Here is a 14,025-nt window from a genome sequence, read left to right as displayed (position 1 = left end):
CGTTTACGGTACCGAAACCGCCCGATAAGGGCGGTTTTTTTATGGTTGAAATGCAGCCATATTGAGCGTGCCACAGCCTACAAGCTCAGCCCTGGGCGCCGTCGATTGGCGTTCGGGTCTTGTTCCAGTTGGAGCGGCTCAGTATACTGCCGACTCTCAAAAGACGAGGTTTGTTCATGTTAAAGCTGTTGCGGCTGTTCTTGTTGGCGCTGGCCATGGTGCTGGTGTTTATTCTGGGTACTGTGGTGTGTCTGGTGCGTCCCCGTCATCCCAATAATGTCTATTTGTTGGGGCGTCTGTTCCACAAGGCCTGCCCGTTAATTGGACTCAAGGTCCGGCTTCGCGGTCATGAGCACGTCGAGGGGCTGCACTCGGCGGTCTATATTGCCAACCATCAAAGTAACTGGGATATCATTGCCTTGCCCGGCGCCGTCATGCCACGCACCGTGGCTATCGGTAAAAACAGTCTGTTCTGGATCCCTTTGTTCGGTCAGCTCTTCTGGTTGAGTGGCAACTTGCTGATCAATCGGGAGAATAAAAGCAAGGCCGCCAGCACTATCGGCAAGGTGGTCGATAAAATACGGCATCGCGATATGTCGATCTGGATGTTTCCGGAAGGCACCCGCAGCAAGGGCAAAGGCTTGCTGCCGTTTAAAACCGGTGCCTTTCACATTGCGTTGCAGGCCAAGGTTCCCATAGTGCCTATCGCCTGCTCCAGCTACTTTGGTCAGGTTGATCTCAATCGTTGGGATAATGGCGAGCTGATTGTCGAAATCATGCCCCCCATCCCGGTCGACGGTTATGCACCCCAGCAAATCAGAGATCTGCTCAAGCACAGCCGCCAGCTTATTGCCCAGCGCATTGTCGAGCTGGACGAAGAAGTCCGGCGCCCTTGATTTAAACCTTATTCCGTAATCCGGCTCAGGAGCCTCCCATGACAGTTCAGCAACACTGGCAAGAAGAAACCCGTGAAATCATCAGTTCTTTACTCGAAGATGGCAGCAACCCGGATGTGGCTTACACCATAGAGCACCACTTTTCCGGGCTGGATTTCAATCGCCTGGAAAAAGCCGCGGTAGACTGCTTCAAGGCCGGGTTTGAGGTCAGCGACGCCGAAGAGCTGACGCTGGAAGATGGTCAAACCATATTGTGCTTTGATGCCATTAAAGAAGGCCCCTTGAATGAAGCTGCCATTATGCAGCACATTGAGGAATTGCTGAAAGTCGCGCAAAAATATGGCATTGAGTACGACGGCTGGGGGACTTACTTCGAAGAGTAAGCCTCCTCAACGAGGGGCAGCATCAGGGTAATTTCACAGTCGTTATGCCCGGTGTTGCCCAGTCGCGCGCAGGGTTTGAAGCCGAGTCGCTGATAGAGCGCGAGCGCCTCGGGCAAAAAACGGGTGGTTTCCAGATAACAACGCCGGTAGCCTTGCAATTGGGCGACAGTAATGACTTTTAACGCCAGCTGATAACCCCAGCCCTTACCGCGGGCCGAAGCGGTCAGATACATCTTCTGCAGCTCACAGACATCAGAATAGCCAGCCACAGGGCCAAAGCCCGCCCCGCCCAGTAAATTTCCCCGGGTATCTTCCAGCACCCAGTAACCGGCATTATCCGCATCATACTGCAAACTGAGTGTATCCAGGTTGGGGTCAGCCACACTAAACCCCTTATCTGCCGTGAGGCCGTACTCTGCCGATACCGCGCGAATAAGCGCTGCCAGAGGCGCATTATGGCGATGGTCGATCGGCTCCAAAACCGCGCCTTGGGTATCAGTATGACGTGAGCTGGAGTGATGTAATCTGGTATTCATGTATAAACCTGTTTTCTTGTGGGGAATGACTATTCCTGGGCTGACAAGACGAATCAAGGCTGGCCTCTGACGGAGATTTTAGCCGATAACAGAACCAGAGTGGCTGTTACCCTTAGTGCTATAGTAACCAGAAAGGAGCCAGGGAGCGCTGCAATGTGCCATCCGCACGATCCTCATGCATTACTGTGGGATGAATATAAATATCGCCACGATCATATCTGGAAAAAACTGTTTCAGATCACCATAGGCGTGGTGGTGCTGGGGGCTGTGCCTTACCTCAAGCCGGAGATCACTCAGGTGCTGAAAAGCTGGATCCTGATAGCGCCACTGCTGGGGACGGTATTGACCCTGATCACCCTGGTGCTGATGCACTTTGAGCTGACCCTGTTTGCCAATATAGCCGCGGCCCACCGTCATCATCAAGAAGAACAAGGCTTGATACGCCATAGCAAACGCAACTACTTTCGTTATCTGGTCATGACCTACGTCAGTTTTCTCTTGCTGGTGGGGGTAGCGAATGTGGTCGTGGTGCGCGTACTCTGGTTAGGCAGCATCGCCTGACACCGGGCGACAGGATTATACACAAGCGAGCCTTAACGGGGCGCGAGTGGTTACCAAACAGATTACACTGATAGTGTATGGCTGTGAGGCCGACTCTTTGAATCGAGGTAATCACAATGACACATATCAAGAGAATCACCACACTTGCCGCGGCAACCGTACTGATGCTGGGGTTGTCGGCATGCAGTAATATGTCGGACCGGGATCGTAATACCGCTATCGGCGCCGGTGCCGGCGGCGTAGCCGGTTCTGTACTCACAGGTGGCAGTACCACAGGGACCATAGGCGGGGCCGTGGTCGGCGGCATTATCGGTAACCAGATCGACAAAGATAAGAAATAACGGCGCCATGAGCCAAAACGGAAGGCTTGCTCAACTCAAGCACCGAGTTGTTTATAGGCTGCGCGAACAGGCAACTCGGTAGCATTAAGGAGGATGAAGGGATCTTCTCCGCCGGCCATCACATGACAGGGACGTCATGTGCTGAGCGTCACAGGGATGTGCTTGTAGCGTGTCGGTGGAGGAGACCCTTTGTCCGACATTTATAGAGCAAAAATAGATCTTCTATTTAATCAGTTTGGTATTAATAGGCAGGCTCCCCGAGATAGTTGCCCGGCGGGTAGTAGTTGCATACCAGAATCATGTTGTTGTTACAGACAGAGGTGGCACAACCCAGTACCCGGGTGGTAGGCCAGACCATCTGGGTATAGTGACCCACTCTGGGTGCCAGGCTGCGGCTCAGTGGTTGGCCTGCATAATCCCGTTTTTCTTCCTCCCAGGCCTTGATGCCGTCCAGCTCGTCATAAAACCCCAGAGTCCCCATAAACAGGTTTTCACCGAAGCCGGATCCTCGACTGTGTTCTATGTCGCAGCGGCGCGCCAGCTCACCGGCCCAGTGTTGTGCCTGAGATTCGGCGGCGACAGACCAGGTGAGCGGCGGCGCCCCGACGTCTGCCCTGACTCGGTTATGGTATGCCAGCTGCTGTCTCTGACTGTCAGTGAGTGAGCCGCTAGCGGACCCCGCATTCACAGGTGATTTGGACGGCGGCAACCGGGCTGTTTCATCAAGGGCCAGGCGAGAGGAGGTGAGGCCCGTCGTCCCCGTGCTCTGACAACCCAGCAACAGCCCCAATCCAGTCAAGAGCAGTAGTCTGTTCATCTCGTATCCTCGTCCCATTTTTTATTAAGGATGGCATAGATTTCTCACCATTCGCCCAAAGAAAAAGCCAGCCCTTTCAGGCTGGCTTCTTGATCTGACTCGGTGAGTCGTCTTACAGGCTGGCAATTTGCTCTTGTTGTTGTACCAGCTTGGATAATACGGCCTGATACTCGTCGAGCTTTTCCTGCTCTTTGGCGACTACCTCGGCGGGTGCCTTGGCCACAAAGCCGGCGTTGTTCAGCTTGCCTTCGATGCGCTTGATTTCGCCTTTGACCTTGTCCAGCTCTTTTTGCAAGCGGGCAAGCTCGGCGTCTTTATCAATCAAGCCCGCCATGGGTAGCAGCAGCTCGGTGTCACCAATCAACTGCTTGGTCGAGGTCGGCGCTTCTTCATCGGCGGTCAGGTGCGTAATGGCCTCGAGCTTGGCCATTGCCTTGAGGAAGGCCTCGTTGTCATGAGCACGACGACCATCATCGCCGGCAGGGCGCAATAACACGGACAGTGCCTTGCTCGGCGCGATATTCATCTCGGTACGCAGGTTACGAATCGAGACAATAAAGCGCTTTACCCATTCCAGATCGGCCATGGCATCGGCATCTTCCAATGCCGGATCCACTTCTGGGTAAGCGGCCAGCATGATGCTGTCGCCCCCACGGTTGGCCAGGGGAGCCACGCGCTGCCAGATTTCCTCGGTAATGTAAGGCATGATGGGGTGCGCCAGACGCAGCAAGGTTTCCAGCACTTCAATCAGCGTCTTGCGAGTCGCACGCTGCTCGGCTTCTGAACCGTGCCAGAGCACCGGCTTGGTCAGCTCCAGATACCAGTCACAGAACTGGTTCCAGATAAACTCGTACAAGGCGTTGGCGGCACGGTCGAAGCGATAGCTGTCCATCGCTTCGCGAACGTCCTTGATGGTGACCTGCAGCTGCGCCTGGATCCAGCGATCCGCCAGGGAGTAGTTCAGCTCGCCGCCGTTCAGGCCACAATCCTGCTCTTCGGTACTCATCAGCACATAGCGCGACGCATTCCACAGCTTGTTGCAGAAGTTGCGGTAACCGTCCAGTCGGCGCATGTCCCAGTTGATATCACGACCGGTAGAGGCCATGGCCGCCAGGGTAAAGCGCAGCGCGTCGGTACCGTGGGCTTCAATGCCATCGGCGAAGGTCTTGCGGGTATCCTTCTCGATTTTGGCGGCCAGCTTGGGTTGCATCATGTTACCGGTGCGCTTGGTCACCAGTGATTCCAGGTCGATGCCGTCGATCATATCCAGCGGGTCCAGCACGTTACCCTTGGATTTTGACATTTTATCGCCATTTTCGTCGCGGATAAGACCGGTCACGTAAACGGTTTTAAAGGGTACCTGTGGCTTGCCGTTTTCATCTTTCATGAAGTGCATGGTCATCATGATCATGCGCGCCACCCAGAAGAAAATAATATCGAAGCCGGTCACCAGCACATTGGTGGGGTGGAAGGTGGACAGATCCGGCGTTTTTTCCGGCCAGCCCAGGGTAGAGAAGGTCCACAGGGCCGAGCTGAACCAGGTATCCAGTACGTCTTCATCCTGGCGAAGCGCCACATCGGCGGCCAGCTTGTAAGTAGCGCGCACTTCGGCTTCGTCGCGGCCGACATAGACTTTGCCGTCGGCGTCGTACCAGGCCGGAATGCGGTGCCCCCACCACAGCTGGCGCGAGATACACCAGTCCTGCACGTCGCGCATCCAGGAGAAGTACATGTTTTCGTACTGCTTGGGCACAAACTCGATGTCACCGTCTTCTACCGCCTGGGTCGCCACCTTGGCTAACGGCGCGGCACGCACATACCACTGGTCGGTCAGCATGGGCTCGATGACGACGCCACCGCGGTCGCCATAGGGCACGGTCAGGTCGTGATCTTTCACGCTATCCAGCAGGCCCAGCTCATCCAGTGCCGCCACAATGGCTTTACGCGCCTCGTAGCGCTCCAGGCCATGAAACTGAGCTGGCAGCTCGGCGGAATACACATCGCTGACTTCACCCTTGGTGGTAAACACCTCGGCGAGATCGCGAATATGCGCGTTCAGGGTCAGCACGTTGATCAAGGGCAGCTGATGGCGCTTGCCCACTTCCGCATCGTTGAAGTCGTGGGCCGGGGTGATTTTCACACAACCGGTGCCTTTTTCCATGTCCGCGTGTTCGTCACCGACGATGGGAATACGGCGGCCCACCAGAGGCAGCTCGATAAACTTGCCAATCAGGTTCTGGTAGCGCGGATCTTCCGGGTTAACCGCGACTGCGGTATCGCCGAGCATGGTTTCGGGGCGGGTGGTGGCCACGACCAGGTAGTTTTTACCGTCGGCGGTGGTGGCGCCATCGGCCAGCGGATAGCGGAAATGCCACATATGGCCTTTCAGCTCGCGGTTTTCCACTTCCAGATCCGAGATGGCGGTATTGAGCTTGGGATCCCAGTTAACCAGGCGCTTGCCACGATAAATCAGGTCGTCTTCATACAGCTGAACAAACACTTCTTTCACCGCATTGGACAGACCTTCGTCCATGGTGAAGCGCTCGCGCTCCCAGTCCACCGAGGCACCCAGGCGGCGCAGCTGCTGGGTAATGGTACCGCCGGACTCGTTTTTCCAGTCCCAAATCTTGTCGATAAAGGCTTCACGACCGTAATCGTGGCGGGTTTTGTTTTCTTCTGCGGCGATTTTGCGCTCAACCACCATTTGCGTGGCAATACCCGCGTGGTCGGTACCCACCTGCCACAAGGTGTTTTTGCCCTGCATGCGCTGATAGCGGATCAGGGTATCCATTATGGTGTCCTGAAACGCATGGCCCATGTGCAGGCTACCGGTCACGTTGGGTGGCGGTATCATGATGCTGTAGGCGGGCTTGCTGGTGTCGCCATGGGGCTTGAAGTAGCCCTTGCTTTCCCATTGCTGGTACATGGCCTGCTCGATAGCATTGGGATTAAAGGTTTTTTCCATGATGTTATTCGTCTTGAGTTTGGGAAGGTACAGGGGCGGTTGTCAGTGTGAAACCGGCCTGACGATAGGCTTTGAAGCGCTCGCGAGCCTGTTGTTTGCCCTCGTCGTCCGAGGGCACAAAATCAATGAGCTGGGTAAAGCGCCGGGCAAAATCCGGGGCGTCGGGCGCCAGGTTGATTAACACGGCACGGCCGCTTTGGGGCGCTTGCCAGCCAATCACTACCTGGGCACCCTGGCGCGGGCCTTCGCCCTGCAGGTTGTGCGCCACAAAACCGTCGGCAGGCTGTTGCCATAGCCGCTCATCCAGCGCTTCGGCTTGCGCCTGGTCGCGGGCATGGATAAAGACGCCCAGCCCCTGGCGATAGTAGTCGGTGGTGATATGACACACCCACTGCTCCAATGCCTCGGGGCCGGCCGCCTCTGGCAGCAAATAAAAACAGCCTTGGCTCATTATTACTCTTCGATATTGTTAACGCCGGCCCGGTTCAGTAAAAACTGGGTCAACAGGGGAACCGGACGGCCGGTTGCGCCTTTGTTCTTGCCGCTTACCCAAGCCGTACCGGCCACATCCAGATGTGCCCAGTTGTACTTTTTGGTGAAGCGACCCAGGAAGCAGGCGGCGGTAATGGCACCGGCGGCACGACCACCAATGTTGGCCATGTCGGCAAACGGACTTTCCAGCTGTTCCTGGTATTCCTCGTTCATCGGCAGGCGCCAGGCCCGGTCGCCAGCCTGCTCGGATGCATTCAGCAACTCGTGGGCCAGTGGATTGTGATTGGCCATCAAGGCAGAGGTCTGGTGGCCCAGCGCCACAATACAGGCCCCGGTCAGGGTAGCCACGTCGACCACTACTTCCGGCTCGAAACGCTCAACAAAGGTGAGGGCATCGCACAGCACCAGACGGCCTTCGGCATCGGTGTTCAGTACTTCAATGGTCTGGCCCGACATGCTGGTCAGAATATCACCAGGACGATAGGCATTGCCATCCGGCATGTTTTCGCAACCGGCGAGAATGGCGACCACGTTGATCGGCAGCTGCAATTCGGCCAGCGCCTGCATGGTACCCAGCACGGCGGCGGCACCACCCATGTCGTACTTCATTTCGTCCATGCCTTCGCCAGGCTTTAACGAAATGCCGCCGGCATCAAAGGTCAGGCCCTTGCCGATCAGAGCAATGGGGCGGGCGTCGGGGTCCGGGTTACCCTTGTATTCGATGACCGACATCATGGCTTCGTTGTGCGAGCCGCGCGCCACGGCCAGGTAGGCATTCATGCCCAGCTCGGCCATTTCTTCTTCGCCAATCACCCGGGTATTGATGTTGTCCCAGGCATCGGCCAGCTGGCGGGCCTGAGAGGCGAGGTAAGCCGGGTTGCAGATGTTGGGCGGCATGTTTGCAACATTGCGACAGACTCTAACGCCTCTGGCGACGGCCAGACCGTGGGCAATGGCACGCTCGCCAATGGGCAGTTCTCGTCGCGTGGGCACGTTGAATACCATCTTGCGCAGCGGGCGGCGCGGCTCGGCTTTGTTGGTCTTGAACTGGTCAAAGGTATACAGGCTGGCCTTGGTGGTTTCTACCGCCTGGCGTACCTTCCAGTAAGTATCACGGCCCTTGACGTGCAGCTCGGTTAAAAAGCACACTGCTTCCATCGAGCCGGTATCGTTAAGAGTACTAATGGTATTGCGGATAATTTGTTTATACTGGCGTTCGTCCAGCTCACGTTCTTTACCACAGCCGACCAGCAGCACGCGCTCGCTGAGTACGCCGGGTACTTGATGCAACAGTAGCATCTGGCCGGCCTTGCCTTCCAGATCGCCGCGACGCAGCAACGCACTCAGGTAGCCGTCGCTGATTTTATCCAGCTGTTCGGCCACTGGAGACAGACGGCGGGGTTCAAATACGCCCACCACGATACAGGCGCTACGCTGTTTCTCGGGGCTACCACTTTTAACACTGAACTCCATGGATTCTCCTACAGCTTGAAGACAATGAGCGTTAGATCAACGATAATGAAGACCGTCGCTAAAACATGCAGATCTTCGCGTGCTTAATATGCGAAAATCGTAATTTTACGCTTATTCTTAAGCGTTTCCATTGAAAAGACAAGTTAACACTGGGATTAACGGTGATTGCATTCCGCTATTTGTTTTGGGAAACCCTGAAGACGCAGCTTGCTGTGTTATTTGTGTTGCTGCTGATCTTCGTCAGCCAGAACTTTATCGAGGTACTGGGCGGGGCTGCCAATGGCACCATACCCGCCGGGCTGGTCGGTAAACTCTTGCTGCTGAACATGCCCGACATGACCACGCTGATGTTACCCATCAGCCTGTATCTGGGCATTTTGTTTGCTCATGGCCGCCTGTATGCCGACAGTGAGATGACGGTGATGCGTGCCGTGGGCATAGGCCCTGGCAAAATCATGACCGTCACTCTTATTCTGGCGTTGTTCTGGACCGGGGCTGCGCTGTTTAACTCGTTGTGGCTGAACCCCTGGTCGAAGGCGCAAGTGTACCAGATAAGAGAGCAGGTAAAGGCCGATCCCGGTTTTGCCCTGCTGCGTGAAGCCCGATTCATGAGCCTGGACGGCGGGCGAGTGGTGGCCTACATCGAAAACCTGAATACCAGAGATAGCGACAACAGCAACCTGAGTCGCCTGTTTGTGGTGCAGCGGGCCCAGGCCCAGCAGGCTCCCAGCATAGTGGTGGCGAACAGCGGGCGCTTTCAGGAGCGTGACGGTGGCCAGTGGCTAACGCTCGACCAGGGCCACCGCTACAGTGGTGTGCCGGGAAGCCGACAGTTTGATGTGGCCGAATTTGACGAATACAGCGCCTATATCCGCGCCAGCAAAATCGGAGAGGTAGAACGCAAAGAGTCGGCGCTCGAGAGCAGCGTGTTAAGTCAGTCCAATGAGTTGCTCGACAAGGTCGAACTGCAGTGGCGGCTGGTGCTCCCCCTGTCGATGCTGGTGCTGGTGCTGGCGGTGGTGCCGCTGGCGGTGGTTAATCCCCGGCAAGGCCGTTATGCCAAGTTGTTGCCTGCCATACTGCTCTATCTGGCCTACTTTTTATTACAAAGCGCCTCTCGCTCGGCGGTAGAAGCGGGTAGCCTGCCTGTCTATCCGGGACTTTATATTGTACCTATCGGCTTTTTATTGCTGGTGGCGTTGCCACTGAATGTGCTGGAAACCGCCTGGTGGAACCGCACCCGAGAAAAACTGAAACGAAACAAGGCAGCCTGATGTTAACTATTTTTGATCGCTACATCGGCCGTACCGTGTTGATGTCTATCTTGTTGTGTGAGCTGACCCTGGTGGGCCTGTCGGCCATTATTCGCTATGTCGAGCAGCTGCGTAGCGTAGGTGAGGGCAGTTACACGCTGTTGTCCGCGTTTTATTTTGTCGTGCTGTCGATGCCCCAGGAAATCGTGCTGTTTTTTCCTATCGCCGCCTTGCTGGGTGGGCTGATAGGGCTGGGGCAACTGGCCAGTAACAGCGAACTGGTGGTGATGCAGGCGGCCGGTCGTTCTCGTTTCAATATCGTGATCAGCGCCCTGAAAACCACGCTCCCGCTGATGCTGCTGATTATGTTAATGGGTGAGTATGTGGCCCCGGTAGCCAAGCTGGCATCGGATGACTTGCGTACCCAGGCGAAGTCCGATGGCCAGGTGGTGTTATCTGTTTATGGCGTCTGGGCCAAGGACAACGATGCCTATATCAATATCGGGCAGGCCCGCCGTGACGGCACCCTGCGTGATATAACGCTCTACTATTTTGATGATGACACCCGGCTCAAGCGCATTACCCAGGCCGCCAGTGCCAGTTATGAAGGTCAGCAATGGCGGCTGACCAATATCACCGACACCCTGTTTAACCACGGGGTTTCTATTGAAGCCAAAAAGTTTGATAGCCGCGAGTGGCAAACCAGCCTGACGCCGGAAAAGCTGGGGGTGGTAGCGATAGAGCCCAGTGAGCTCTCGATGCGTGGTTTATGGGAATACAAAGGCTATCTGGAAGACAATGGTCAGGACAGTGGTCTGTATGCCCTGGAGTTCTGGCGTAAAGCCTTGCAGCCGATCATGGTGATCGCCATGATGCTGCTGGCCTCTTCCTTTGTCTTTGGTGCCCTGCGTAGCGTTACCATGGGGGCCCGGTTGTTGATGGGCATTCTGTTTGGCTTCAGCTTTTATGTGGCCAACGAGGTGTTTGGTCCCATCAGCCTGGTTTATGACGTGCCCCCCATGCTGGGGGCGCTTGGCCCCAGCCTGCTGTTTATCGGCATAGCGCTGTTTTTGCTGAACAGAAGAGCCTGAGCCCGGTGCCGGGCATACAATTCTCGGCGTCTTGCTAAATTGGGGGCTGTGGGTGTCAGCTCCACCGACCCTCCGTGCCAGGGATGGCGCGGCGGAGCCTACAGGGAGGTATTCACGGCGAGTCGGAGGAGCTGTGCCCACTGCCTGACTACGCAAATAATACCTACAACAAATAATTGTGATTAATAAACAGGTTTGATGTCAGGCACTTGGTACTGTTTATTTTTTATCCAATAGCTGCTTGTTCAGCTCTTTGCTCATCACTATCACTTCACAGTCGGCAATCTTATCCTGCAATGCCAGTTTGCTGTGGGGGTTGAATAAAATCCAGAAGTTCCCCAGCCCCAGCAAGGCGCTGGCGGCACGAATAATACACTGTGCCAGACGCAGTCGCCTGCCGTCCGTGTTCTGTACCCGCAGCCGCCAGGCACGCATACCTATCGTCTGGCCGCTGGTACGCCAAAACCAGCAATAAAAAAACAGGGCAACGGCCAGCAGGCACAGCTGATACCAGTGACTGGCACTCAAGAGCGCCGCCGTGTCTTCATAAGGCCCCAGGCTGATCCACTCCATGGAGAGCGCCAGCGACGTCAAACCAAAGTAAATAAAGCCGGTCACCATCAGCAGCGAGACCACCACCAGCAGATCATACAGCCAGGCTGCCAGACGCCGCATCACACCTGCCCGAGGCAAACCCACATAATCCGAATAAGAAGACACCACGAGTCACCGCCATTTATTGAAAAGATGAAGTAGGGGGATTCTAACAAAAGCGACGGCAAGTGTTCATTTTTGTACTGTGATAAAGCGAACAAGACACAGGTGCGCAAATAGTGTGCACTTGGCGGGAATTATTAATAATCTGCTTGCGGCTCGCGTTTGAATACGTATAATTCACCTCGCTCACCAAGGTGAAGCAAGCAGTGGCGGTGTGGTGAAATTGGTATACACGACGGATTCAAAATCCGTTGCCTTCGGGCGTGGCGGTTCAAGTCCGCCCACCGCTACCACTTTATGAATAACGAAAAACGCAATTCCCTCCCGGTAATACCTCCCAATATATATCTGATTCAATCTCTCTTGTTAAAAAATCTACCATCTGAACAATATCAGTGAGCCGTAAATAGCTCTGACAAGCATTGCTATGCAATCTCTTTTCAGGCTGGCGGTTTTTTATGTGTGATTCCCGTAGCAGGGCCGATCAAGTAGAATAGCCTGATTCATCTTCACGCCCCGACCATGATGGCGTTATCGTCTGTGCGCACTTGTTGTTTGCTCGGTAGCGGTCTGGTTGCCCTTGTTTTTCAGCCTAACGTATAGAGTGTATTCCCATGTTAAAACCCGGCCAGCTGGTTACCGCGACTGTTCATAGCCTGACCGATAAAGGAGACGGCATCGCGACTGTAGAAGGGCGGCCTTTGTTTATCGAAGGGGCCTTGCCCGGCGAACAGGTAGAAGTCAGCCTGAGCCTGGTCAAGCCAAATTTTTGTCAGGGTACTCTGGTGAGGGTGCTGCAAGCCGCCGCCGCACGACGGGAAGACTTCTGCGCTTATACCCGCTGTGGGGGCTGCCAGCTCAGGGTGATGAACAATGAAGCCCAGCTCAGATTAAAGCGACAGATACTGCTGGATGCCTTGCAGGCTAAAGAGCTGACTTGTCCGGTGGCCGATACGCTCGGCATGAGCCAACCTTTCCATTATCGCAACAAGGCACAGTATGCGGTGCAGGCCGGCCCCAGCATTGGCTTTTATGCCAAACACAGCCATCAGCTGGTGGAGGTAGACGAATGCCCGGTGCAAGCCGCTGAAACCACCGAAGTGGTGCAAGGCGTCAGAGCCTGGATGCGCCGCTGTGGGGTGTCAGCTTATAACGAGTCGAGCCACAAGGGCTGTGTTCGCCACATCATGGTGCGCAATGGCGTAAACAGTGGCGAGTTGATGGTGGTGTTGGTGGTGGCAGAGGAGCCGTCGCAGCAAGCGCTGGCACAATTGGTGACAGAGCTGGAATCGGTCAAGGGGCTGGCCAGCCTGATGCTGAATATCAATACTGCGCCGGGTAATCGGGTGCTGGGCGCCGAAAGTCGCTTGCTGTGGGGCAAAGAGCTGATTGTCGACAGCCTGGCCGGGCTGCAGTTTGCCATTTCTCCGTTATCGTTTTACCAGATTAATCCGCTGCAAACCGAGGTGTTATATCAAGAGGCCATGCGTCTGGCCCAGCCCCAGCCTCATGAAGTGGCCTTCGATCTTTACTGCGGCATTGGCACCATCAGCCTGTTTATGGCACGTCATGCCCGTAAGGTGTATGGCATTGAAATAGTGCCGGAAGCCGTGGTGGATGCCGAAGCCAACGCCAGGTTGAACGGCATGACCAACGTCGAGTTTTATCAGGGCAGTGCAGAGCAGCTGGTTCCCGCGCTCTATGAACAAGGCATTACTGCCGATCTGGTGGTGGTGGATCCGCCGCGCAAGGGATGTGACGCCGCCTTGCTGGCAACCCTGGCCGAGATGAAGCCGAGTCGGCTGGTATATGTATCCTGCAACCCCAAGAGCATGGCGCGGGATCTGGCCTGGTTAACGCAACAGGGCTTCGTGCTCGAGCAGGCCACCCCGGTCGACATGTTTCCGCATACCATGCACGTAGAGGCCGTAGCCTTACTGACCTGCCAATCGCCAGAGTGAAAAACAAGGCAGGAAACCATTGATCTGCATGTTAATGATAACTATTATCACCAGTGGCGCGAAAGGGAGGAGCCACTATGGTGATGTTATTGGTATTAGGCTGGTTATTGATGCTGTGGTGGGTGCCAAGCTCATCACTGACCTTGTGGTTAAGTGCGGGGTTCGCCCTTTTTACCATGGTGCTGGCGATGCCTTCGGTCAGCCGTCATTGGTACTGGTTACCCGCAGCTGGCCTGGCCGGGTTGGGAGTGATAGTGGGCATGATGATGACTGATAAGGCCATCTAGCAGGGTAAATTGCGGGTACGCAGCATCATCGGCCTTTATAAAAGCGGCCACGGCTGGGTATCGGAACAAGTTGAAAAGGGGTGTGAAGATATTATCGGGATTTGGTTGCTTAACCAGAAAACTGCAGAAGAGAACAATGGTGGTGCGAAGGGGGGGACTTGAACCCCCACATCCATAGGACACTAACACCTGAAGCTAGCGCGTCTACCAATTCCGCCACCCTCGCATACCTGATTGTTCGGCTATTTTAGA

Annotated in this window: 14 protein-coding genes and 2 tRNA genes; 9 read left to right on the top strand and 7 right to left on the bottom strand. The window is 55.4% G+C overall.

Annotated elements, in window-relative coordinates; all coding sequences use genetic code 11:
* Positions 1-176: 176 nt before the first annotated feature.
* On the top strand, positions 177-896 hold the full coding sequence (locus ACN0VL_RS01355; RefSeq protein WP_417614332.1) for a 1-acylglycerol-3-phosphate O-acyltransferase: 720 nt from the start codon (positions 177-179) through the stop codon (positions 894-896).
* 38 nt (positions 897-934) lie between these two features.
* Positions 935-1,279, top strand: coding sequence for a ribonuclease E inhibitor RraB (gene rraB, locus ACN0VL_RS01350; RefSeq protein ID WP_417614331.1), 345 nt, complete (start codon positions 935-937; stop codon positions 1,277-1,279).
* Here the strand turns inward: rraB and ACN0VL_RS01345 are convergent.
* A complete protein-coding gene (locus tag ACN0VL_RS01345) occupies positions 1,264-1,815 on the bottom strand; it encodes a GNAT family N-acetyltransferase (protein ID WP_417614330.1) in 552 nt (183 codons plus the stop codon). The genes rraB and ACN0VL_RS01345 overlap by 16 nt on opposite strands.
* A 153-nt stretch (positions 1,816-1,968) precedes the next feature.
* On the opposite strand from ACN0VL_RS01345, the gene ACN0VL_RS01340 reads away from it, so the two are divergent.
* Positions 1,969-2,376, top strand: a complete 408-nt coding sequence (locus tag ACN0VL_RS01340) for a hypothetical protein (protein ID WP_417614329.1) — start codon at positions 1,969-1,971, stop codon at positions 2,374-2,376.
* Between the two features lie 116 nt (positions 2,377-2,492).
* The gene (locus tag ACN0VL_RS01335; protein ID WP_417614328.1) at positions 2,493-2,717 is read left to right on the top strand and encodes a glycine zipper 2TM domain-containing protein; all 225 of its coding nucleotides are present in this window, start codon (positions 2,493-2,495) and stop codon (positions 2,715-2,717) included.
* Positions 2,718-2,958: 241 nt separating this feature from the next.
* On the opposite strand, the gene ACN0VL_RS01330 is transcribed toward ACN0VL_RS01335, so the two are convergent.
* The 4 genes from ACN0VL_RS01330 to pepA form a co-directional block, all read right to left on the bottom strand.
* On the bottom strand, positions 2,959-3,534 hold the full coding sequence (locus ACN0VL_RS01330; RefSeq protein WP_417614327.1) for a CAP domain-containing protein: 576 nt from the start codon (positions 3,532-3,534) through the stop codon (positions 2,959-2,961).
* Between the two features lie 112 nt (positions 3,535-3,646).
* Positions 3,647-6,499, bottom strand: a complete 2,853-nt coding sequence (locus ACN0VL_RS01325) for a valine--tRNA ligase (protein ID WP_417614326.1) — start codon at positions 6,497-6,499, stop codon at positions 3,647-3,649.
* 4 nt (positions 6,500-6,503) lie between these two features.
* Positions 6,504-6,950, bottom strand: coding sequence for a DNA polymerase III subunit chi (locus ACN0VL_RS01320; RefSeq protein WP_417614325.1), 447 nt, complete (start codon positions 6,948-6,950; stop codon positions 6,504-6,506).
* Positions 6,951-6,952: 2 nt separating this feature from the next.
* Positions 6,953-8,464, bottom strand: a complete 1,512-nt coding sequence (gene pepA / locus ACN0VL_RS01315; RefSeq protein WP_417614324.1) for a leucyl aminopeptidase — start codon at positions 8,462-8,464, stop codon at positions 6,953-6,955.
* Between the two features lie 161 nt (positions 8,465-8,625).
* Here pepA and lptF point away from each other — a divergent pair, with 161 nt between their 5' ends.
* On the top strand, positions 8,626-9,738 hold the full coding sequence (lptF, locus tag ACN0VL_RS01310) for an LPS export ABC transporter permease LptF (protein WP_417614323.1): 1,113 nt from the start codon (positions 8,626-8,628) through the stop codon (positions 9,736-9,738).
* Positions 9,738-10,808: an LPS export ABC transporter permease LptG gene (lptG, locus tag ACN0VL_RS01305; RefSeq protein ID WP_417614322.1), complete on the top strand. Its 1,071-nt coding sequence runs from the start codon at positions 9,738-9,740 to the stop codon at positions 10,806-10,808. The genes lptF and lptG overlap by 1 nt, the downstream gene beginning before the upstream one ends.
* A 219-nt stretch (positions 10,809-11,027) precedes the next feature.
* Here lptG and ACN0VL_RS01300 read toward each other — a convergent pair whose 3' ends face one another.
* The gene (locus tag ACN0VL_RS01300; RefSeq protein WP_417614321.1) at positions 11,028-11,483 is read right to left on the bottom strand and encodes an RDD family protein; all 456 of its coding nucleotides are present in this window, start codon (positions 11,481-11,483) and stop codon (positions 11,028-11,030) included.
* A gap of 250 nt (positions 11,484-11,733) precedes the next feature.
* Between ACN0VL_RS01300 and ACN0VL_RS01295 the strand changes: the two genes are divergently transcribed.
* The 3 genes from ACN0VL_RS01295 (at position 11,734) to ACN0VL_RS01285 (ending at position 13,773) form a co-directional block, all read left to right on the top strand.
* Positions 11,734-11,818: transfer RNA gene (locus tag ACN0VL_RS01295), tRNA-Leu, on the top strand.
* A 321-nt stretch (positions 11,819-12,139) separates the two neighbouring features.
* Positions 12,140-13,486 carry a 23S rRNA (uracil(1939)-C(5))-methyltransferase RlmD gene (rlmD, locus tag ACN0VL_RS01290; RefSeq protein WP_417614320.1) on the top strand — a complete coding sequence of 449 codons (1,347 nt, stop codon included), beginning with the start codon at positions 12,140-12,142 and terminating at the stop codon, positions 13,484-13,486.
* Between the two features lie 83 nt (positions 13,487-13,569).
* Positions 13,570-13,773 carry a hypothetical protein gene (locus ACN0VL_RS01285; RefSeq protein WP_417614319.1) on the top strand — a complete coding sequence of 68 codons (204 nt, stop codon included), beginning with the start codon at positions 13,570-13,572 and terminating at the stop codon, positions 13,771-13,773.
* A gap of 140 nt (positions 13,774-13,913) precedes the next feature.
* Here ACN0VL_RS01285 and ACN0VL_RS01280 read toward each other — a convergent pair.
* Positions 13,914-13,999, bottom strand: a tRNA-Leu gene (locus ACN0VL_RS01280).
* Between the last annotated feature and the right edge of the window lie 26 nt (positions 14,000-14,025).

This window comes from Oceanisphaera sp., assembly GCF_048268965.1.
Taxonomy (GTDB): Bacteria; Pseudomonadota; Gammaproteobacteria; order Enterobacterales; family Aeromonadaceae; genus Oceanimonas.
Note: the sequence above shows the minus strand (reverse complement) of the source record. Positions and strands in the feature narration are given on the sequence as shown.